A 20,859-nucleotide genomic window follows, 5' to 3' on the forward strand; every position below is an offset into this window, starting at 1 on the left:
TTCACACGTCAGGAAGGGACAGCACAGATGTCCATGAAGGACGCTCCCAGACAACGGTCCCGACGATGGTTCTCCGCCGGATCCGCGCTGCTGCTGGCGGTCGCCGCCGGCACGGTCACCTTCGCCGCCGGCTCGGCCCCCGCCCAGGCACACACGATCGTCGCCAGCGACTTCCAGCAGGTCGAGCTGGCTCGTGGCGTGACCGACATGGGTGAGCCGATGTCGCTGGCGGTGCTGCCGGACCGCTCGGTCCTGCACACCGCCCGCAACGGCACCCTACGCCGCACCGACGCCAACGGCACCACCTCCGTGGTCGGCACCCTGTCGGTCTACTCGCACGACGAGGAGGGGTTGCAGGGCGTCGGCGTCGACCCGGGCTTCGCCAGCAACCGCTACATCTACCTCTACTACGCCCCGCCGCTCTCCACCCCCGGCGGCGACGCGCCGGCCACCGGCACCGACTTCTCGGCCTTCGACGGCGTCAACCGGCTCTCCCGGTTCACCCTCAACGCGGACTTCACGCTCAACCAGTCCAGCAAGGTCGACGTGCTCGACGTCCCGGCCAGCCGGGGCGTGTGCTGCCACGTCGGTGGGGACATCGACTTCGACGCCGCCGGCAACCTCTACCTCTCCACCGGCGACGACACCAACCCGTTCGAGTCGTCCGGCTACTCACCGCTGGACGAGCGGACCAACCGCAACCCCGCGTACGACGCGCAGCGCAGCGCCGGCAACACCAACGACCTGCGCGGCAAGATCCTGCGGATCAAGGTGAACGCCAACGGCACGTACTCCATCCCGTCGGGCAACCTGTTCGCCCCCGGCACGTCCAAGACCCGGCCGGAGATCTACGCGATGGGGTTCCGCAACCCGTTCCGGATCAGCGTGGACAAGGCCACCGGGGTGGTCTACGTCGGTGACTACGGGCCGGACGCCGGCTCCACCAGCTCCACCCGCGGGCCGTCCGGCCAGGTGGAGTTCAACCGGGTCGCGGCACCGGGCAACTACGGCTGGCCGTACTGCACCGGCACCAACACCAGCACCGAGACGTACAACGAGTTCGACTTCGCGACCAGCGCCAGCGGCGCGAAGTACAACTGCACCGGCGGGCCGACCAACAACTCGTTCCGCAACACCGGCCTGACCACCCTGCCGCCGGCCCAGCCGGCCTGGATCCGGTACGCCGGCGACGCCGGCACCCCGACCGAGTTCGGCGGCGGCTCCGAGTCGCCGATGGGCGGCCCGGTCTACCGGTACAACGCCTCGTCGACCTCCACCACCAAGTTCCCGCAGTCGTTCGACGGGCAGTTCTTCGCCACCGAGTTCGGCCGGGGCTGGATCAAGCCGATCCACGTCAACTCCGACGGCTCCCGGGGCGCCATCGACACCTTCCCCTGGGTCGGCAAGCAGGTGATGGACTCGGCGTTCGGCCCGGACGGCGCGTACTACGTGCTCGACTACGGCACCGGCTACTTCAACGGTGACGCCAACTCGGCGCTCTACCGCTTCGACTACGTCGGCGGCGGCAACCGGGCGCCCACCGCGAAGGCCAGCGCCAACCGCACCTCCGGCGCCGCCCCGCTCGCTGTGACCTTCTCCTCGGCCGGCTCGTCCGACCCCGAGGGCGGCACGTTGACCTACGCGTGGGCGTTCGGTGACGGGACCACCTCGACCGCCGCCAACCCGACGAAGACCTACAGCGCCAACGGCACCTACACCGCCACGCTGACCGTGCGGGACCCGCAGGGCGCCACCGGCAGCAGCAGTGTGCAGATCAGCGTCGGCAACACCGCGCCCACGGTCACGATCAACAACCCGGGCAACGGTCAGTTGTTCGGCTTCGGGGACACCGTGGCGTACAGCATCACGGTGACCGACCCGGAGGACGGCACCATCGACTGCACGAAGGTCAAGATGACCTACGTGCTCGGGCACGACCAGCACGGGCACCAGATCACCTCGAAGACCGGCTGCTCGGGCTCGATCACCATCCCGGTCGACGGTGAGCACGACGACGCGGCGAACATCTTCGCGATCTTCGACGCCGAGTACACCGACGCCGGTGGGCTGACCACGCACACCCAGCACACGCTGCCGCCGCGGCACCGCCAGGCCGAGTTCTACGGCACCTCGTCGGGGATCAACGTGTTCAGCAAGACCCCGGCCGAGGGCGGCAAGACCGTCGGCGACATCAACAACGGCGACTGGATCGCGTTCCAGCCGTACCGGCTGGGCAACGTGACCTCGTTCAACGCCCGGGTTTCCTCGGCGGGCGCCGGTGGCACCCTCCAGGTCCGGGCCGGTTCGGCCACCGGCACGGTGCTCGGCTCGGCCACGGTGCCGGTGACCGGCGGCTGGGAGACCTTCACCACTGTCACCGGGACGATCAGCAACCCGCCGACCGGCACGACCACGCTCTACCTGACCTTCGCCGGGTCGGGCACCGGGGCGCTCTACGACCTGGACGCCTTCACCTTCGTCACCGGGACGCCCCCGGCCGGTGGGGCCGGGGCGATCAAGGGCCTCGGCGGCAAGTGCCTGGACGTGCGCAACGCCGCCACCGCCGACGGCACGCAGATCCAGATCTACACCTGCAACGGCAGTGCCGCGCAGACCTGGGCGGTCACCCCCAACTCCACGATCAAGTCGTTGGGCAAGTGCCTGGACGTGTCGGGTGGTGCCACCGCCGACGGCACCAAGATCCAGCTCTGGACCTGCAACGGGACCGCCGCCCAGAACTGGGCGGCCCAAGCCGACGGCACGCTCCGCAACACGTCGTCGGGCAAGTGCCTCGACGTCTCCGGCAACAGCTCCGCTGACAGCACGGTGGTCCATCTCTGGACCTGCACCGCCGCCGCCAACCAAAAGTGGACCCTGCCCTGAGCTGGCGGGAGGGGCCCTTCGACAACGCCTAGTGTGATGCGAGGGGCCCCTCCTAACCGCAATTAGGAGAGCGATATGCGCAGACGCCTGCGACCCGTCCTCGGTGCGGCCATGGCCGCACTCGCCGTCATCGCCTGTACCACCCCGGCCACCCCGGCCAGCGCCGCCGACGCCCCGTACGACGTGCTGGTCTTCTCCAAGACCGCTGGTTTTCGGCACGACGCGATCCCGGTCGGCATCCAGACCATCCGCGACCTGGGCGCGGCGAACAACTTCACGGTCACCGCGACCGAGGACGCCGCCGCGTTCACCACGAGCAACCTCAACCAGTACGAGGCGGTCGTCTTCCTCAACACCACCGGCGACGTGCTCAACGCCAGTCAGCAGACCGCCTTCGAGTCGTACATCGGCTCCGGCCGTGGATATGTCGGTGTGCACGCCGCAGCCGACACCGAGTACGACTGGCCGTTCTACGGCAACCTCGTGGGGGCGTGGTTCGCCTCGCACCCCGCGATCCAGCAGGCCAACATGAAGGTGGAGGACCGGGGCCACGCGGCAACCGGTCACCTGCCGCAGACCTGGACCCGCACCGACGAGTGGTACAACTACCGCACCAACGCCCGGTCGAGCGCCCACGTGCTGGCCACCCTGGACGAGTCGTCGTACTCCGGCGGCGGGATGGGCGCCGACCACCCGCTGAGCTGGTGCAAGAGCTACAGCGGCGGCCGGTCCTTCTACACCGGCGCGGGGCACACCCAGGCGTCGTACGCGGAGTCGGGGTTCCGGAACCACCTGCTCGGCGGCATCCGGTACGCCTCCGGTCGGAGCAAGGCCGACTGCCGGCCCGAGACCGGCTACACCCCGCTGTTCAACGGCTCGACGGCCGGTTGGTCACAGGCCGGCCCGGGCAGCTTCACCAACACCGACGCCACCCTGACCTCGGTCGGCGGCATGGGGCTGTACTGGTACAACGCCAAGCAGTTCACCAACTACTCGCTGAAGCTGGACTGGAAGCTGGCCGGTGACGACAACTCCGGCATCTTCATCGGGTTCCCACCGTCGAGTGACCCGTGGTCGGCTGTCGACAACGGTTACGAGATCCAGATCGACGCCACCGACGCGGCCGACCGCACCACCGGCGCGGTCTACACCTACAAGTCCGCCGACATCGCCGCCCGCGACGCGGCGCTGAACGCGCCGGGGGAGTGGAACACGTACGAGCTGCTGGTCGAGGGCGAGCGGCTACAGATCTTCCTCAACGGGGTGAAGATCAACGACTTCACCAACACCAACCCGGTCCGCTCGTTGGCCGGTCACATCGGCATCCAGAACCACGGCACCGGTGACGACGCCTCCTTCCGCAACATCCGGATCAAGGAGCTGGGCACCACGCCGCCGCCCACCGGCACGATCCAGGCCGAGGCGTTCAGCTCGGCCAACGGTGTCTCCGCGTTCACCAAGGCGGGCGCCAACGGTGGGCAGACCGTCGGCTACATCGACCCGGGCGACTGGGCCGCGTACAACGGGGTCAACCTGGCCGGGGTCACCTCGTTCACGGCCCGGGTCGTCTCCGGTGGCGCGGGTGGCGCCATCCAGGTACGCACCGGTTCGGCCACCGGCCCGGTGCTCGGCACCGTCGCGGTGCCCAACACCGGCAGTTGGACGACCTTCGCCAACGTCTCCACGGCGCTGTCCAACGTCCCGTCCAGCACCCAGAACCTCTACCTCACCTTCACCGGTAGCGGCACTGGGCTCTTCGACCTGGACGACTTCACCCTGGTCAAGGGCACCGGCGGGGGCACCGGTGTCGGCCCGATCAAGGGTCTCGCCGGCAAGTGCCTGGACGTGCGTAACGCGGGCACCGCCGACGGCACCCAGATCCAGCTCTACACCTGCAACGGCAGCACGGCGCAGACCTGGACCGTGACGCCGAACTCGACGATCAAGGCGCTCGGCAAGTGCCTGGACGTCAACGGCAGCGGCACCGCCGACGGCACCAAGATCCAGCTCTGGACCTGCAACGGCAGCGGCGCACAGAACTGGGCCGCCGCGTCCGACGGCACCCTGCGCAACCCGTCGTCGGGCAAGTGCCTGGACGTCTCCGGCAACAACTCCGCCGACAGCACCGTCGTGCACCTCTGGACCTGCCTAAACGCGGCCAACCAGAAGTGGACCCTGCCCTGACCGACTAGTGCTGGAGGGGGCGGCGACGTTAGTCGCCGCCCCCTCTCTGCCTGCCCCGTCGATCTTGCACTTCCTGTCGCGGCAAATGCCACACTGCCGACCTTTCGTCGACACAAAGTGCAAGATCGACGCGGGCGGGGTGGGGTGGGGCGCGGCGCGGGACGCCGGGGCGCGGCTAACAGGCGGCTGCCGTACCTTGACCTGCATGGGGTTGTTCGCGCAGTGGCGCGGGATGGTTTTGGCGCACGGGCACCGGCTGGGTGACGCGCTGCGCCGGGCCGACGAGCCCGACGACCCGTCCCAGCCGGCACCCAGCCTGAACCGTCTCGACGCGCTGGTGGAGGGCTTCACCGCCGGTCAACCGGTGCGGTGGAAGATGGCCGGGCAACCCCGGCCGCTGCCCGGCCCGGTCGACGTGGTGGCGTACCGGATCATCGAGGAAGCGCTGACCAACGCGTGCCGGCACGCGCCGGGCGCGCCGGTCGGGGTCCGCCTGCGCTACGACGCCGCGGGCATCACCATCGAGGTTCGCGACGAGGGCGCCGGTCCCGCTCCGTCCGGCGGCGGCACCCAGGGCGCCGGTCGGGGTCTGGTTGGGGTACGCAGGCGCGCCGAGCGGCTCGGCGGCACGTTCTCGGCCGGCCCGCGCGCCGACGGCGGCTTCACCGTACGGGCTGTCCTGCCCGCGCCCGAGGAAATGATCGGATGATCGGCCGACCGCGGGGCTTCCCCGATGGGGCACTGCGGAAATAGGGTGGGGGTCGGCGACCGTGCTGGTGGCCGGTGACCCGGTGGGAGGCGCAACCCGCCGGGCTCAGGTGTGTTCCGCACCCACCGGTGACCGCTCGGGTGCCGCGCACGCCCGGTCACCCTCGCCCCGGTCCGCACAAGGAATCCCCATCACAACAGGGGAGAAGGACAATGGCGCGACCCATCACGCTCTTCACCGGCCAGTGGGCCGATCTTCCGTTCGAGGAGGTCTGCCGGCTCGCCTCCGAGTGGGGCTACGACGGTCTGGAGATCGCCTGCTGGGGCGACCACTTCGAGGTCGACAAGGCGCTCGCCGACGACTCGTACGTCGAGCGCAAGAAGGAGACCCTGGCGAAGCACAACCTTGAGGTCTTCACGATCTCCAACCACCTGGTCGGTCAGGCGGTCTGCGACCACCCGATCGACGAGCGGCATCAGGACATCCTGCCCGGCCGCATCTGGGGCGACGGGGAGCCCGAGGGGGTTCGTCAGCGGGCCGCCGAGGAGATCAAGGACACCGCGCGGGCAGCGGCGAAGCTCGGGGTGAAGACGGTCGTCGGCTTCACCGGTTCGTCGATCTGGCACACCCTCGCGATGTTCCCGCCGGTGCCGCCGTCGATGATCGAGCGCGGCTACCAGGACTTCGCCGACCGGTGGAACCCCATCCTCGACGTGTTCGACGAGGTGGGAGTGCGTTTCGCGCACGAGGTGCACCCCAGTGAGATCGCGTACGACTACTGGACGACGAAGCGGACGCTGGAGGCGATCGGCAACCGGCCCGCGTTCGGGCTGAACTGGGACCCGTCGCACTTCGTGTGGCAGGAGCTGGACCCGGTGAACTTCATCTTCGACTTCGCCGACCGGATCTACCACGTGGACTGCAAGGACGCGAAGGTGCGTACCGGCGATGGCCGGCGTGGCCGGCTCGCCTCGCACCTTCCCTGGGCCGACCTGCGGCGCGGTTGGGACTTCGTCTCCACCGGCCACGGCGACGTGCCCTGGGAGGACTGCTTCCGCGCGTTGAACGCGATCGGCTACACCGGCCCGATCTCGGTCGAGTGGGAAGACGCCGGAATGGACCGGCTGGTCGGCGCCCCGGAGGCGTTGCAGTTCGTCCGCCGGCTCGCCTTCGACGCCCCGAGCGCCGCCTTCGACGCGGCGTTCAGCAGCAAGGACTGACCGCACGTCGGACAGACCACGGGCCGGTCGCCCTGCGGCGACCGGCCCGTCGACGTGCGGTTGGTCAGAGCGTGCTGGCGTTCGTGCCCGAGCCGGACGGCTTGGTGCGGGGGTTCGTGGACGACGGCGACCCGGAGGTCGTGCCGACCGTGCTGGTGCCCGCCTTGGCGCCCACCGTGGCGGGCGTGCCGGCGAACGCGTCGTCGGCGGCGGTCAGCTCCTGCTTGCCGGTGCTGCCGTTGCCGTTGCCATTGCCCAGCTTCTCGCCCAGTTTGGTCTGGCCGAGCTTGTCCTTACCCTCGCTGTAGAGCTTGTTGGCCTGGGCCTGCGCGACCCCGGCCGCCTCCTGGACGGTCGGGTGGTCGAGCACCTTGCGGCCCCGGACCACTAGCTCTTCGTACTTCTCCCGGCCGGCACGGGCGCCCAGGACGAATCCCGCAGCCAGCCCGCCAAGAAACATGATCTTTCCGCGCATGGCGGCTCCTTCCGTACCTGACGCGCCGTCACCCCGGCGAGTTGCCCCGTCGGAAGGCGACCTGTTCGCGCCTGCGTCCTCTGTCCGCAGCTAACTACCCATCCTGCTCTCCGCTCAAGCATGGTTGTGCCGGGATGGCGATTTACCCCGATTGTCAATGCGACGACGGGGAGGGAACCCACTGGACCATCACCGGGGAATGTCCTGTACTCTTGTCCCGTCGCACGGCGTCGGGGAGATCCGAGGTCGCGCGGAGCACGATCCCCTGTAGCTCAATTGGCAGAGCAGCCGGCTGTTAACCGGCAGGTTATTGGTTCGAGTCCAATCGGGGGAGCTTCCCTACGAACGCCCGTCGGCCTGAAGCCGGCGGGCGTTCGTCATACCCACCCACCCCCACCCAACTCCCGGGTCGATCATGGAGTTGTGGTGCCGGTTGCGTGCTGTTCTGCGCCCTTCATCCCCCACCACAACTCCATGATCGACCCGGGCGGGATGCCGGATTCGCACTGTCTCGGGAGGTTTCGGCGGCAGGATGGGCGATGTTGAGTCGCGTTCAGAGTGCGTCGACTGACGCGTCGATCCTTGGGGTGAGTGCGGATGTCCGGACGAGGCGGCAAGGCCACGCTGATCGCGGTGGCGGTCGTGCTGGCCTGGCTGGTGATCGGCGGCGTCTCCGGCCCGTACGCGGGGCGCCTCAGCGAGGTCGCCACCAACGACAACGCCGCCTTCCTGCCCACCGACGCCGAGGCGACCCGCGCCCAGGACCTCGCCGGCGACTTCGTCGACCGGCAGACCATCCCGGCTCTGGTCGTCTACGAGCGGCCCTCCGGGATCACCGACGCGGACCGGCAACGGGTGAGCGCCGACGCCGCCCGGTTCGCCCAGATCCCCGGCGTGGTCACCCCACTGCCCCCGCCCATCCCGAGCGACGACGGCCAGGCACTCCAGGTCGTCGTACCCGTCGACGACGCCGAGGGCGAGGAGATCGGCACCGTCGTCGAGCAACTGCGCGACATCACCGGCGGTGACCGGGACGGCCTCACAGTGGACGTCTCCGGCCCGGCCGGCCTGCTCGCCGACCTGATCGAGGTCTTCTCCGCCATCGACGGGCCACTGCTGCTGGTCACCCTGGTAGTGGTGCTGGTCATCCTGCTGATCGTCTACCGCAGCCCGGTCCTCTGGATCTTCCCGCTTCTCGCCGCCGGCATGTCGTACGCCCTCGCCTCGGTCTTCGTCTACCTGCTCGCCGACGCGGACGTGGTCAAACTCAACGGGCAGGCCCAGGGCATCCTCACAGTGCTGGTCTTCGGCGCCGGCACCGACTACGCACTGCTGCTGATCGCGCGCTACCGGGAGGAGCTGCACCGGCACGAGCGCCCGTGGGACGCCATGAAGACCGCCTGGAAGGGCGCCGCGCCAGCCATCATCGCCTCCGGCGGCACCGTCATCGTCAGCCTGCTCTGCCTGCTGCTGTCCAGCCTCAACTCCAACCGGGCGCTCGGCCCGGTCGCCGCCATCGGCATCGCCGCCACCCTGCTGGTGATGCTCACCTTCCTACCCGCGTTGCTGGTGCTCGGCGGTCGGTGGGCGTTCTGGCCCCGACGGCCCCGAGCCGACCAGGCCGACCCGCGCGCCGAACACGGCATCTGGAGCCGGGTCGCCGGCTTCGTGGCCCGGCACGCCCGCCCGATCTGGCTGACCACCGCCGTCGTGCTGGCCCTACTGACCCTCGGCCTCACCCAGCTCGGCGCCACCACGCTCGGCCAGTCCGACCTGTTCACCCAGCGCACCGACTCGGTCGACGGTCAGGAGGTGATCTCCCGGCACTACCCGGCCGGCACCGGCAGCCCGGCCACCATCTTCACCACCGAGCAGACCGCCCGACAGGTCGCCCAGGTGGCGACCGCCGTGCCCGGCGTCGCCGACGTCCGCCCCCTCACCACCGGCCCGCAGACCGGCCCACCCGAGGAGAACGCCGCCCCGAAGGTCGTCGACGGGCGGGTGCAACTGGAGGCGACCCTGGCCGACCCACCCGACAGCGACGGCTCCGAACGAACCATCCGGGAGCTGCGGGTGGCCGTACACCAGGTGCCCGGCGCGGACGCTGTGGTCGGCGGCTTCACCGCTATCAACGTGGACACCTCGGACGCCGCGAAGCGCGACCAGAACGTCATCATCCCGGTGGTGCTGGTGGTCATCGCGGTCATCCTGGCCCTGCTGCTGCGCGCGCTGCTCGCCCCGCTGCTGCTGATCGCCACAGTGCTGCTCAGCTTCGCGGCGACCCTCGGCCTCTGCGCGCTGCTGTTCCGCCACGTCTTCGACTTCCCCGGCGTGGACTCGTCGTTCCCGCTGTTCGCGTTCGTCTTCCTTGTCGCGCTCGGCATCGACTACAACATCTTCCTGATGAGTCGCGTCCGCGAGGAGTCGGTGAAGCGCGGCACCCGCGCCGGTGTACTCGCCGGCCTCGCCGTCACCGGCGGGGTGATCACCTCCGCCGGCATCGTGCTCGCCGCGACGTTCTCCGCCCTCGCCGTCCTGCCACTGGTGATCCTCGTCGAGCTGGGTACGGCGGTCGCGATCGGGGTACTGATCGACACCATCATCGTCCGGTCGCTGCTGGTGCCCGCACTCGCGTACGACATCGGGCCGAAGATCTGGTGGCCGGGCCGGTTGTCCCGGGCGAACGGTGAGCGGGAGGCGCGCGGTGCTGGCTGAAACCGATGTGGTCATCGTCGGCGGCGGCCTGGCCGGCCTCGCCGCCGCCCGCCGGCTGCACCGCGCCGGCGTGCCCTGGCGGCTGGTGGAGGCCGAGGGTCGGCTCGGCGGCCGGGTCGCCACCGACGTGGTCGACGGTCACCTCATCGACCGGGGCTTCCAGGTGCTCAACACCGCCTACCCCCGGCTCGGCACGCTGCTCGACACCGACCAGCTCAACCTCGGCTATTTCACCTCCGGCGTGCTGGTCCGCAAGGGCGACAAGCTGCTGCGGCTGGTCAACCCACTGCGCGAACCGACCGGTGGGCCCGGCACCGCGCTCGCCGACGTCGGCTCCCTGCTCGACCGGCTGCGCTTCGCCGCGCTCGCCACCGGCTGCGCCACCCTCCCCGCGACCCGGCTCCTCGCCGCGCCGGAGACCAGCACCGAGACAGCGCTGCGCCGCGCCGGCCTCTCCGACGCCATCATCGAGGAGCTGCTGCGACCGTTCCTGTCCGGTGTGTTCGTCGACCGGGAACTGTCCACCTCAAGTCACGTGCTGGCGATGGTGCTGCGCTCCTTCGCCCGCGGCCGGATCGGCCTGCCCGCCGAAGGAATGGCCGCGCTGCCCCGGGCCATCGCCGCGCCACTGCCCGCCGACCTGCTCGACCTGGACACCCCGGTCGCGGAGGTCACCCCGGGCCGGGTCCGCACCCAGGCCGGCGACATCAGCTGCCGGGCCGTCGTGGTCGCCGTCGACCCGCCCGCCGCGGCCGCGCTGCTTCCGGCCCTGGCGACGGTACGCATGCACAGCTACACCACCTACTACCACAGCTCGCCCGAGCCGCCCCTCACCGAGCCGGTCCTGCTCGTCGACGGCGACCGACGCGAACTCGTCGCCAACACCGTGGTGCTCAGCAACGCCGCCGCGACGTACGCGCCCGCCGGACGGCACCTGATCGCCACCTCGGTGGTCGGCCCGACCGCCCCACCCGAGCCGACCATCCGGGCCGAGTTGACCCGGCTGTACGGCCGCTCCACCGCAGACTGGACCCACCTCACCACAGTGGCAATCCCCGAGGCGCTACCCGCCGCGCCGCCCCCGCAGGGACGGCTGCGCAAGCCGGTGGCGCTGGGCGAGGGCCTGTTCGTCGCCGGTGACCACCGGGACAGCCCATCGATCCAGGGCGCCCTCACCAGCGGCTGGCGCGCCGCCGGCGCGGTGCTGGACGAGCTGCGCGCCGGCTGACAGGCCTACCCGAGCGCGCTGTTATATTCCTGTAGCCCATCGTGCTGGCGCAGGCGTGGGCACCGGCCGGCTCGATGCTGGCCGCTGACCGCCGAGCGGGATAAGATCCGGCGCGGTGTTCGGGGCGGTAGCTCAGCCGGTTAGAGCAGGGGACTCATAATCCCTCGGTCGCGGGTTCGAGCCCCGCCCGCCCCACCAACCGTCTTCCCTGGTCAGCCATGCTCCCGACGACCCGGGCGAACCGCGTCGAGGTCCGGACCAACGCTCTCAGTCCGCAGCCGCACGGTCAAGGCGGCCCGCAAGCGGGCCGCGCTCGGCCTGCTGGCGGCGCAGGCGGAGGCACCGGCATCGGCCGGCGCGCCGGCCAATTGAGGGGCATGCCTCCGGCGGGAGCGCTCGGGCTTCGGGGACGATGTGCCATCTCATCCACTGACGACCCAGGCGAAGCCGAGCAGACCTGCCCCAGGTTGCCAAGGTGGAGCGCCCGGCCGGACGAACGTCCTTGACACCCTGGGGCAGGTCCGCGCTCACAGTGTGTGAGTCTACGGCGGACGGGATGGCAAGGCGGCGAGTCGCAACTCAGGGCAGTCAACGCGGAAGGGATGATGGCTTGATGGTGACAAGTCTCCGCCGATTCATCGTCAGAGCAAGAACGCCTCTCGCTTTTTCCGCGCTGGCGGCAGTGTTGGCTCTAGCCCTGACCTCCGGCCTACAAGAGGGGATCTTTACCAACGCTGAGAGCACCTTCTGGATCTGGGCTGAAAGGGCTTCATGGCTTGCTGCTTTGGTGCTCTTTTTGCTCGCACTTCACGAAGGACGAGTTAAGCAGACTCCCGTCATTGAAGTTCCAGTTGCGATCGGGGGCGGCGGAGGCGGCGGGGGCGCTGGGCCAGGCGGCGGAGACGGAGGGCGTGGTGGCGGAGCCTTCAACGATGTCTATGCCGATGGTCGCATGATCTCTTGGGCGGAGGGCGGCCAGGGAGGTGCCGGCGGAGTGGGCGGAGATGGCGGGGGAGGCGGGGGTGGTGGCGGCCGATTCGGTGCGCCAGGGGGTGCGGGCGGAAAGGGTGACGGTTTAGGCGGCGGCGGAGGCGGAGGTGGTGGAGGTGGATTTGATTTGCAAGCCCTATTTGCAGCTCAGGGCTTGGACCTAGACGACCCTCGCATAACTTGGCATGGTCTTCGCCCACCTCAGACGCGGGCGAAGGGTGAGGATCTGCCGCCTCGTCGGGAAATCACCGATAAGTCTGACCAGGCTGAAGTTGATGACGATCGGCAATCCTGACTGGGGAGCCGATCAGTTCAGCCATCCGTACAGCCAAGACCGCCGACTGACGGCAATGCCGCCCGACAGCGGCAGACGGGTTGACCATAGGCAAAGCCACCTGATCAGCCATCCGCGACCTTCTAATCCCAAGGCCGCCGTCTGGTCCGAGCAGTCCGCATTCAGTCCGCAAGGAGGCGACGGACGGTGGGGGAGTGGTGAGAGATGCCGAGAGGTGTCTCCGCTGGTGGTAGCCGAATTGGGGGGTCGGCGGTTCGCTCATCTTGATCTCATAATCCCTCGGTCGCGGGTTCGAGCCCCGCCCGCCCCACTCCGCGAGTTCAAGGACCGGCTTGGGCCAGCCGCACCGGGGCCCGCGTCGCCTTGGTGCGGTAGTACCGCGACCCCCACATGATGCCTCTCCTAAATCAGGGTAAGGGAGCAGCGCGAAACGCTCACACGCGCCGAGTGATCCAAGCTTTCAGGGCGACTCCGGGTGCTCACCCTTGAGCTGCGCCAGGATTTTAGGGTCCGCGTCCGGTTTGAGCGTGATCTGATCGGCCAGCCAACGCCTTGCCGAAGACACGCGCTCCGTTGGGTCCGCTCCCGCGAACAGGAGATACTTTAGGCCCGCGTACTGAGTCATCTTGTAGGCGGCCTGCAGGGCTTCCAGCATCAGAGAAGGATTTGGCTGGCTGCTTGTTCGGAAATGACCTGGCTCGTATTCGTCACCAACAACGATGGTCTGAAGATCAAGATTCGTCCAGTACATGCCGTGAGCAGCACCACTCGCCGCCCGCCAGATGCGCTCCACCTTGTCTTTGTTGAGATCCAGGTCATCTGGGTTGCAGGCGTCGCGGATAACGTTGAGATAAGACGGTGGCGGCTTGAGTTGATCGTCCGTAAAGACGGCGGCAACACGCCTCAGCAGTTCGGTCTCGCGCTCCTGGATCCGTTCCTTGCCAGCGATGTCGAGGTAGCTCTTTCGGTGCTCCTGAAGATCCCATCTGATCAGCTTGAGGTGTCGCTGAACACAAGCAGTTGGATCTCGCGTGTCCATCAGCCATACAGCCTGGGATGCGCTCTCAAGCGCAGCGCGGGCCAGCGTGTAGGACGGGCGAAGCGTGAAGTACACCACCTGTTCGGGATGAAATCTGAACGGCGCCGCGTGGTCGGCCCACATGAGCATGTGCTGCAGGGCGGCGGTGACGTAGTGCCGGGCGCGGTCGGAGACCTTCTCGAATGGGTAGAGGGCATTGACCTGATAGAAGCTTGATCCCCTCACAGGGTCGCCGCACCCCTCGACCATTTGCCAAGTAAGGCGGCTGCCTTGAGCGATCTCGGTAAAAGCCTGACTGATCTCCGCAGGCACCGGCACCGGACTGTCCATGCTCGGCACTCTAGGGCATCACCAAGGAGGCCAGCGCGGCCAAGCCACCAGCCGCCGCATCCCGTAGGTCAACGACGCAGACTGCGCAACTACTCTCGTAGGACCAAGGCGGGCCCGCAAGCGGCCGCGACGGCCGGTCGCCACGAATGGATGGCCTCCTTCTGCACCTCGCAGTGCCGGCCCGGCTCGTCAACCAAATCCTTGGGGGATCGGCTCCGTGGCTTGCCGCTGCCCTTCGGTGGCTTCAGAGCCAGCCCAACAAGCAGTTTGATGTTCGCCGGGACGCAGCCAGAGTGTCTGGGCCGGACAGTTGCCAGCGGAGACAGCGCGGTTGGCTTCACGGTGATCGATGCTTATCGCGCGGCCGGTGCGATGCCACTAAACGAACGCATCCGACTAGCCGTTTGGGGTCGTCTCATATTCCACTGCCGCGGTTATCTAGCTGCCCGGTCAGGCTGGTCGGCCGTCGTGCCTTCGCATGATCGTCGAGCAGCCACAACGCCTGTCACCAAAGCGACAAGGCGCTGAACTGGGCCATTGCGGCGATCACCATCGACGAAGTCCCCTAATCAAGGCGTCTCCGTTGACCTACCCGCAGCAACCTGGGCCCGACCATGCCACCTCGCAGCAGCATCACCAGCCGGGACAGCCGTCGCAGATGGGGCCAACACTTGGCCCGCCTATCGCCGCGCCCCAGAAGAGGAAGCCGTTGCTGTGGATCCTTAGCGGAGTCGCCGCCGTCCTCGTCCTTTGCTGTGGTGTCGGTATCGTCGGCGCGCTGACCTCCGACGGCAGCAACAAAAAGGCCGTTGATAGAAGCGCCAGCGCGACACCCCGTTCCAGCGCCACCAACTCAGGTCTCGCCGCACCAGCCGTCGCACCCACGACCAGTTCGGCGCCACCGCCCACCAGCGCTGTACCCCCGCCAGCGTCGAAGCCGAAGCCGAAGGTCTATACCGGCCGTGGCGACGACGTCGTCAAGGTCGGCAACCTCACCGACCTTGCGGTCGCCAAATTCTCCTGCCCTCGATGCACTGGCAACACCGTCCTCAAGTCGGATGGGCCAGACGGGCTGCTCGTGAATGAGATCGGCGCGTACACGGGCAAGCGATGGATCAACCTTGAGGAAGATTCGCTTACCACCCAGTTCGAGGTGGAAACGAACGGTAAGTGGACGTTGACGATCGGCTCCGTGGCGCAGGTGGCTACGCAGGCGGCCAGCGGGAAGGCGTCGGGGCGAGGCGACGACGTGATCGTGTTGGGCGGAGAAGCCGACACAGCGAAGATCACCCATTCGAAGGGTCAAGGAAATTTTGCTATTCACGCCTACAACTTAGAGACGGGGGAGGGCGGCCTACTGGTGAACGAGATCGGCGGGTATTCCGGTACCCGCCCATTGGAGGCGCCGGCTCTGGTGCAGGTGACCGCCGATGGAAACTGGTCGATCAGCCCATCATGATGGTGATCCGGTAGGCACCCTGTGCATGCCGACCGCCCAGCCTCGGCATGCATAGGGAGGGTGCTGGTTGCGCACGCCCGACTCTTCCACTTCGCGAACATGGGATTTGTCTTACCGCGTCAATCCGATGGTGGTGGCCAGCCGGGACACGTCGGCCGCATCGGGTCCGGCGCGGAACACGGCGGTCAGGGCCGCCCGAGCCACAGGTCGAATTCGTGTCTCCCAGGTGGCGATCCGGCCGGCGGCGACCAGCGCCCGGCCGGCGGCGCGCGTGTCGCCGAGGTCCAGATAGGCCTGAGTGATGTCGATCAGGTGTGCCGCCCGGTGTTCGGCGGGGAGGAGGTGCCAGGCGTTGCCGCTGATGGCCCGCTGGTGGGTGGTCTCCGCCAGTTGGTGGTCGCCCGACCACATCGCGATCAGTGCGCGTGCGAGGTCGACTGGCGTGGGACCGAACCGCACGCCGTCGCAGTCGTGCTGGGGCTGGCCGTGAGCGAGGCGAGCGGCGCGCCCGGTGAGTTCGCCTGCCGCGTTGGCGTCTCCACAGACGGCGGCAGCGAGCGCCGCTTCGATCAACAGGGTCCCGGTCACTTCCGGCCCCCGGACGTGGGACGGTTCCGAATCTAACTGGTGTATGGCAGCGACAGCCGCCGTCATCGCCAGCCGGCCTCGCCCCAGGGCTCGCAGTGCCTGCGCGAGAGAGATCGCCGCAAGGCCGGCACGCCAGGGGTTACCGGAGGCGGCGGCCATCGCCCGGTCGGCGGCCAGCCAGGCGAGATCCGTCTCGCCGAGCTTGACCAGCAGTTGGGCGGCGAGCCGGTTTACCCGTACCAGCAGATCCGCAGTGTCTCCCGGCTGCTGGCGACTGTCGTCGAGCAGGGTAGGCAGTAGTCGCAGCACCTGAGGGTGGTGACCGTGGCGGTACGCCGTCCACGCGTACCCCGCCTGTGCATCGAGTTGAGCCAACGACGGCGCTGTCTTGCCGCCCGTGGGTAGGTCGTAGCGGGCCAGCGCCGCGCGCAGTCGTTCCACGTCGCCGCTGGTGTTGGGGAGTTGCTGGCGCGGGGCTTTGCCCGCGAACAGGACTTCCGGGGCGACGCCGAGGGCTGCGGCGACCGTCTCGATCACCGAGAGTCGGTCGAGGGTACGCACTCCTCGCTCGACCTTGTCCACCCAGCTTTTTGACTTGCGAATCCGGTCGGCGAAGACCTGCTGGCTCATGCCCCGACGCGCGCGCAGCTCCGCCATTCGCCGCCCGATTGGCGGCTCGTCCTCGTCGCGGCGGCCGGGCCTGGTCATTAGTCCCGCTCCGGTGACGGCTGGAGGGCGTCGGTGGATCCTCCGCAGCGCGGGCACCATCGCGACTTGACCCGGAAGGCGAGGAGCCCGAACAGGAACCCTGGCACCAGGCCGCCGAACACGATCGACACGACTTCGGAAACCATGCGCGCGCTCGCTCTCTAACGCATCCAGGGCTGGGATGTTGCCGCGGGCGGTCACTCACGCTGCGGCAACGCTGCGATGCTGACAGTCATCAGGCTTGCGCATCATGTGATGCAAAGCAAGAAGATGCGCATGATCGACACGCCGAGCATGTGAGCCGTGGAATGTAGAAGGCCAAGAATCCGTGCAGAATCACGACATGCCTCGATTCACGCCCGCGACACCGCGCTCTCGGCGACTGGGCCGGGAGTTGCGCAAGCTCCGCGAAGCCAAGGGTCTGACGGGTGAGGGAGTGGCAGAGACACTTGCCTGCTCGCCGTCTCGGATCAGTCGGATCGAGTCGGGCGAGATTAGACCTCGGGTTGGTGACGTCATGGAGTTGCTTGTCGCGTACGGCGTCAAGATCGACGAGGAGCCGGGGATCTCGCTGCTCGATCAGGCGCGCGGCCTGCGGGAGGACGGCTGGTGGCAGCGCCTCGGAGGCAAGTACGCCACCTACATCGCGTACGAGACCGAGGCCGTGGAACTCAAGAACTTCGAGCCGATGCTCGTGCCTGGGCTACTGCAGACCGAGAGCTATGCCCGCGAAGTCAACGTCATTGGCCGCGAGACCGACCAGGAGACTATCGACCAGCGGGTCTCCGCCCGGATGACCCGGCAGGAGGTGCTGCGTCGGAAATCGAACCCGCTGCGGATGCACGCCATCCTCTCCGAGGCGTCCCTGCGAACCGAGGTGGCAGGCCAGGACGTGCTGCGTGAGCAGCTGGATCACCTGATCACATTGAGTCGACTGCCGAACGTGACGATTCAGGTGCTGCGCTTCGAGGCCGGCGCGCATCTCGCGATTAGCAGCGGCTTCGCCCTGCTCAGCTTCGAGGAAGACGAGCCGCCACTGGGCTACATCGAGACCTTGGCCGGCGAGCTGTTCCTTGAGTCAAGCCGCGACCTGGCGCGGCTGTCCGCGGCGTACGACAATCTGAAGACGCTGGCGCGGTCACCCGCCGAGTCGATCAGGTTCATCAAGGAGCTGAGCAACCATGGAACGTAACGCCTGGCGCACGTCGAGCCGTTCCGGCAACAACGGCCAGTGCGTGGAGGTGCGCGACCGATGCGCCCAGGTCGACGTCCGTGACTCCAAGGCCCCCGATGCCGGGATGCTGACCTTCGCGCCCGCCGCCTGGGACGCGTTCGTCGACACGATCAAGACGAACGCGTGTCGCCCCTGATCCGGCAGGGCGGCTGACATGGTTCATGGCACTCGCGAACTGGCGCACCTGTGCGGTGAGTGTCAGCGTGTCCGGCTGACGGACGAGACCCTCGGGTCTACGGAGTAGCGGCGGACGACGTCGTCCGCAGACGACAAGCGGCGGGCGGTGCGTCAGGACCAGTTGAACATCCGCACTGGTAGGAGTACGAGAACGACGGTCGCGGCGACGGCCAGCAGAACGCGCACTGTGCGAAGACCTCGCCACCACGGGATGACCCAGAGCAGCAACCACATGGCGCCTGAGATGACCACATGTGCGCCGACCACCCCAAGGCTGGTCTCCTCGCACATGTTTTCCGCCATGGCCTCCTTGCACAGCGCCGGTGGGCCGTTGTGGTCCCCAAGGCTTCCCAACACCCCGACGAGGCAGGCCAACACTGGAGCGGCTACCAGGGTGAACAGCGGCGTCACCAACCACCCGGCGAGATCACGGTGCCGGTCCACTAGCCGTCCCACTGGGAGAACGCTACAGCTGTACATCGACGCCTCTCAAGCTGACGCTTCGGGCCCCCGCGCTAACGGCGGGCGGGCCCGGTTTTGGACGACCGTCTTCTCGACTGTCAGCGTGGGGTACAGCGTCGTCACGATCACCAAGGCTGGTGCGTTAGGGCTGCTACAGATCGTCGCTGCGGCAGTCATCGTCGGCCTGTTGCTGGTACCCGCCTCGTCCCGCCGGTGGTTCCACGACTTGCCGGCGGAGGGGTAGCGCCCCCCGCCACGCACTCCACGAGCCCGAAGTACTGAGGTCCGGCGCACCTGTGCGCTGAGCGTCAGCGTGTCCGGCTGACGGATGAGACCCTCGGGTCCTCGGAGTAGCGGCGGACGACGTCGTCGGCGTCGCCAGCGGTGGCACCGGGATCGAACAACACCTCCAGGCACGGCGCCTGCGGCCCTTCTGACCCGAAGCCCGCAACCACGTTGTTCGGGTCGAAGCGGTGGCTCTCACGCACCAGCTCCTCAGCGGAATCCCCCTGCGGCACGCAGACCACCGCCTCGGGCTGACCACCATCCCAGGCCAGCGCTGGAGCCGACACGCCGATGGTGAGCGCCAGCGCCGAGCCCACGCCGATCACCGTCGCCCGGCCGAGCCCTGGCCGGCTGGCCGGGGCGATCACCGCGACCAGGGCGGACAGTGCGTACACCCAGAGGGCCCGCTTGTCGGTCGAGTCGTGGAGAGCCAGCGCGACGACGCCGGCTCCGACGGCCTGTGCGACCAGGCTGATCGGCCGGAACCTCGGCGAGTCGACCAACGCGGCTGGTATCGCGGCAAGCGCACCGAGCAACAGGAGAAGCACGACAAGCCCGTACGCACTCCATTCACGGCGCGCGTCCAGGGTGAGCAACACCAGGGCAACCAGTTGTCCGCACACGACGAGCGGTGGGCGAAGGTGCGCCAGGATCCGTGCCATCATCGCCAGACCGTACGTGATGTGAACGACCTTGATGGATGTCGTGAGGACGGGGAGTCATGGTTCAAGGCACTCGGGACGAGTTGCTCGGGCACCTGGCTGATGTGGTCGGGTCCGTCGCTGTCGCCCACCCGACGCGGGTCGCCATCGACGGGCCGCCCGCCGCCGGGAAGACCACCCTCGCCGATGAGCTGGCCGTCGTCCTGCGCGAGAGGGGCCGCGACGTCATCCGTGCCACTATCGACGACTTCCTCTTCCCCCGGGCGCAGCGTTACCCGCGCGGTGAGTACTCGGCCGAAGGTTGCTACTACGACACCCACGACTACGCGGCGCTGAACCGGGTGCTGCTCGATCCGCTGGGGCCGGGCGGAGATCGACGCTTCCAGCCCGCTGTCTACGACCGCAGCGCGGATGCTGTGCTGTCCCCGCCGGTCACGGCCGCCCCGGCCGACGCCGTGCTTGTCTTCGACGGCGTCTTCCTCCTGCGCCCGGAACTGGTTGATCGGTGGGACCTGCGCATCTTCGTGTCGACGGCGCTGGAGAAGACAGTGGATCGTGCCGTGATCCGAGAGCACCGGGTGTCGACCCGGGTAGATATCGAGCGGCGCTGGCGCGAGCGTTACATCCCCTCGCAGCAGCTCTACTTCGCTATGGCTCGCCCCACCGTGCACGCCGACATCGTCGTGCACAACGACGAGCCCCAGCGGCCGGTCTGGGAGACTCCCCGGCGAGAAGACCCGCACTCCGAAGTTCGGGCGGCCGGTGAGTGACAGCGCCTACGGGTGGTCCACATAATCGCCGAACGGCTCGATGGACCCGTCCCAACCGTTCCAACCCTGTTGGGTGATCTGCCCGTCCGCGTAGGCGTAGGACCAGCGGGCGCCGTCCTCGCCCTGGATCTGGACCGTGCCGGAGCGAACGAACGGCGCGATCGCGACGTAGAAGGCCGTGGCCTGGTTCGACCACTTGGGGTCGCCCTCGTCGTCATGATTGAACTCGATCCAGTCCCCGTCACGGGCGATCGAGGCCCTGGCCTCGCATGCTATGTCGACAAGCGTGTCATCCGACGGAGACGCATCGGGTTTGTACCAAACAGAATGTTCAGCCATGGCGGCTTTGGCGGCGGCGACCGCGGCGGTGTCGTCCGACTCCGGTAGATGCAGACGGCCTGACGGCCACACCGTGTATCCCACGGCGGGCATCCTACGACTGTCGA

General features: G+C 68.3%; 16 protein-coding genes and 2 tRNA genes. 12 read left to right on the top strand and 6 right to left on the bottom strand.

Going from position 1 to position 20,859, the window contains the following annotated elements:
- The first annotated feature begins 27 nt into the window (after positions 1-27).
- The 4 genes from AB0B98_RS09880 (at position 28) to AB0B98_RS09895 (ending at position 6,996) form a co-directional block, all read left to right on the top strand.
- A complete protein-coding gene (locus AB0B98_RS09880; protein ID WP_357361768.1) occupies positions 28-2,883 on the top strand; it encodes a PQQ-dependent sugar dehydrogenase in 2,856 nt (951 codons plus the stop codon).
- Between the two features lie 75 nt (positions 2,884-2,958).
- A complete protein-coding gene (locus AB0B98_RS09885; protein WP_238670333.1) occupies positions 2,959-5,067 on the top strand; it encodes a ThuA domain-containing protein in 2,109 nt (702 codons plus the stop codon).
- A 205-nt stretch (positions 5,068-5,272) separates the two neighbouring features.
- On the top strand, positions 5,273-5,776 hold the full coding sequence (locus AB0B98_RS09890; RefSeq protein WP_357361769.1) for an ATP-binding protein: 504 nt from the start codon (positions 5,273-5,275) through the stop codon (positions 5,774-5,776).
- A 212-nt stretch (positions 5,777-5,988) separates the two neighbouring features.
- Positions 5,989-6,996, top strand: a complete 1,008-nt coding sequence (locus AB0B98_RS09895) for a sugar phosphate isomerase/epimerase family protein (RefSeq protein ID WP_355009784.1) — start codon at positions 5,989-5,991, stop codon at positions 6,994-6,996.
- A gap of 64 nt (positions 6,997-7,060) precedes the next feature.
- Here the strand turns inward: AB0B98_RS09895 and AB0B98_RS09900 are convergent, their stop codons facing one another.
- The gene (locus AB0B98_RS09900; protein WP_238649121.1) at positions 7,061-7,471 is read right to left on the bottom strand and encodes a hypothetical protein; all 411 of its coding nucleotides are present in this window, start codon (positions 7,469-7,471) and stop codon (positions 7,061-7,063) included.
- A 261-nt stretch (positions 7,472-7,732) separates the two neighbouring features.
- Between AB0B98_RS09900 and AB0B98_RS09905 the strand changes: the two genes are divergently transcribed.
- The 4 genes from AB0B98_RS09905 (at position 7,733) to AB0B98_RS09920 (ending at position 11,612) form a co-directional block, all read left to right on the top strand.
- Positions 7,733-7,805: transfer RNA gene (locus AB0B98_RS09905), tRNA-Asn, on the top strand.
- Positions 7,806-8,068: 263 nt separating this feature from the next.
- Positions 8,069-10,186, top strand: coding sequence for an MMPL family transporter (locus AB0B98_RS09910; protein ID WP_357361771.1), 2,118 nt, complete (start codon positions 8,069-8,071; stop codon positions 10,184-10,186).
- On the top strand, positions 10,176-11,414 hold the full coding sequence (locus AB0B98_RS09915; protein ID WP_357361773.1) for an FAD-dependent oxidoreductase: 1,239 nt from the start codon (positions 10,176-10,178) through the stop codon (positions 11,412-11,414). Before AB0B98_RS09910 ends, AB0B98_RS09915 begins: the two co-directional genes overlap by 11 nt.
- Positions 11,415-11,535: 121 nt before the next feature.
- A tRNA-Ile gene (locus AB0B98_RS09920) sits at positions 11,536-11,612 on the top strand.
- 1,547 nt (positions 11,613-13,159) lie between these two features.
- Here AB0B98_RS09920 and AB0B98_RS09925 read toward each other — a convergent pair.
- Positions 13,160-14,068, bottom strand: a complete 909-nt coding sequence (locus AB0B98_RS09925; protein ID WP_357361774.1) for a hypothetical protein — start codon at positions 14,066-14,068, stop codon at positions 13,160-13,162.
- Between the two features lie 478 nt (positions 14,069-14,546).
- On the opposite strand from AB0B98_RS09925, the gene AB0B98_RS09930 reads away from it, so the two are divergent.
- The gene (locus tag AB0B98_RS09930; RefSeq protein WP_357361775.1) at positions 14,547-15,527 is read left to right on the top strand and encodes a hypothetical protein; all 981 of its coding nucleotides are present in this window, start codon (positions 14,547-14,549) and stop codon (positions 15,525-15,527) included.
- Positions 15,528-15,638: 111 nt separating this feature from the next.
- Here AB0B98_RS09930 and AB0B98_RS09935 read toward each other — a convergent pair whose 3' ends face one another.
- Positions 15,639-16,823 carry a helix-turn-helix domain-containing protein gene (locus tag AB0B98_RS09935; RefSeq protein ID WP_357361777.1) on the bottom strand — a complete coding sequence of 395 codons (1,185 nt, stop codon included), beginning with the start codon at positions 16,821-16,823 and terminating at the stop codon, positions 15,639-15,641.
- Between the two features lie 343 nt (positions 16,824-17,166).
- Between AB0B98_RS09935 and AB0B98_RS09940 the strand changes: the two genes are divergently transcribed.
- Both AB0B98_RS09940 and AB0B98_RS09945 read left to right on the top strand, forming a co-directional pair.
- Positions 17,167-18,015: a helix-turn-helix transcriptional regulator gene (locus tag AB0B98_RS09940; protein WP_357361778.1), complete on the top strand. Its 849-nt coding sequence runs from the start codon at positions 17,167-17,169 to the stop codon at positions 18,013-18,015.
- The gene (locus AB0B98_RS09945; protein WP_357361780.1) at positions 18,005-18,193 is read left to right on the top strand and encodes a DUF397 domain-containing protein; all 189 of its coding nucleotides are present in this window, start codon (positions 18,005-18,007) and stop codon (positions 18,191-18,193) included. Before AB0B98_RS09940 ends, AB0B98_RS09945 begins: the two co-directional genes overlap by 11 nt.
- A 152-nt stretch (positions 18,194-18,345) precedes the next feature.
- Here the strand turns inward: AB0B98_RS09945 and AB0B98_RS09950 are convergent, their stop codons facing one another.
- Both AB0B98_RS09950 and AB0B98_RS09955 read right to left on the bottom strand, forming a co-directional pair.
- Entirely contained in the window at positions 18,346-18,690 is a 345-nt protein-coding gene (locus AB0B98_RS09950) for a hypothetical protein (protein ID WP_357361782.1), read from the bottom strand.
- A gap of 314 nt (positions 18,691-19,004) precedes the next feature.
- Entirely contained in the window at positions 19,005-19,646 is a 642-nt protein-coding gene (locus AB0B98_RS09955; protein ID WP_357361784.1) for a hypothetical protein, read from the bottom strand.
- Between the two features lie 56 nt (positions 19,647-19,702).
- Here AB0B98_RS09955 and AB0B98_RS09960 point away from each other — a divergent pair, with 56 nt between their 5' ends.
- Complete coding sequence (locus AB0B98_RS09960) at positions 19,703-20,413, top strand: uridylate kinase (protein WP_357361786.1); 711 nt, start codon at positions 19,703-19,705, stop codon at positions 20,411-20,413.
- Positions 20,414-20,419: 6 nt separating this feature from the next.
- On the opposite strand, the gene AB0B98_RS09965 is transcribed toward AB0B98_RS09960, so the two are convergent.
- Entirely contained in the window at positions 20,420-20,836 is a 417-nt protein-coding gene (locus tag AB0B98_RS09965; protein WP_357280768.1) for a hypothetical protein, read from the bottom strand.
- Positions 20,837-20,859 lie beyond the last annotated feature (23 nt).

The organism is Micromonospora sp. NPDC048947 (assembly GCF_040649495.1).
Taxonomy (GTDB): domain Bacteria; phylum Actinomycetota; class Actinomycetes; order Mycobacteriales; family Micromonosporaceae; genus Micromonospora; species Micromonospora alfalfae.

Coding starts and splice junctions, on each gene's coding strand:
- AB0B98_RS09880 (WP_357361768.1), top strand. CDS start 28: ATGTCCATGAAGGACGCTCCCAGACAACGGTCCCGACGATGGTTCTCC.
- AB0B98_RS09885 (WP_238670333.1), top strand. CDS start 2,959: ATGCGCAGACGCCTGCGACCCGTCCTCGGTGCGGCCATGGCCGCACTC.
- AB0B98_RS09890 (WP_357361769.1), top strand. CDS start 5,273: ATGGGGTTGTTCGCGCAGTGGCGCGGGATGGTTTTGGCGCACGGGCAC.
- AB0B98_RS09895 (WP_355009784.1), top strand. CDS start 5,989: ATGGCGCGACCCATCACGCTCTTCACCGGCCAGTGGGCCGATCTTCCG.
- AB0B98_RS09900 (WP_238649121.1), bottom strand. CDS start 7,471: ATGCGCGGAAAGATCATGTTTCTTGGCGGGCTGGCTGCGGGATTCGTC.
- AB0B98_RS09910 (WP_357361771.1), top strand. CDS start 8,069: ATGTCCGGACGAGGCGGCAAGGCCACGCTGATCGCGGTGGCGGTCGTG.
- AB0B98_RS09925 (WP_357361774.1), bottom strand. CDS start 14,068: ATGGACAGTCCGGTGCCGGTGCCTGCGGAGATCAGTCAGGCTTTTACC.
- AB0B98_RS09930 (WP_357361775.1), top strand. CDS start 14,547: ATGATCGTCGAGCAGCCACAACGCCTGTCACCAAAGCGACAAGGCGCT.
- AB0B98_RS09935 (WP_357361777.1), bottom strand. CDS start 16,823: ATGACCAGGCCCGGCCGCCGCGACGAGGACGAGCCGCCAATCGGGCGG.
- AB0B98_RS09940 (WP_357361778.1), top strand. CDS start 17,167: ATGCCTCGATTCACGCCCGCGACACCGCGCTCTCGGCGACTGGGCCGG.
- AB0B98_RS09945 (WP_357361780.1), top strand. CDS start 18,005: ATGGAACGTAACGCCTGGCGCACGTCGAGCCGTTCCGGCAACAACGGC.
- AB0B98_RS09955 (WP_357361784.1), bottom strand. CDS start 19,646: ATGATGGCACGGATCCTGGCGCACCTTCGCCCACCGCTCGTCGTGTGC.
- AB0B98_RS09960 (WP_357361786.1), top strand. CDS start 19,703: ATGGTTCAAGGCACTCGGGACGAGTTGCTCGGGCACCTGGCTGATGTG.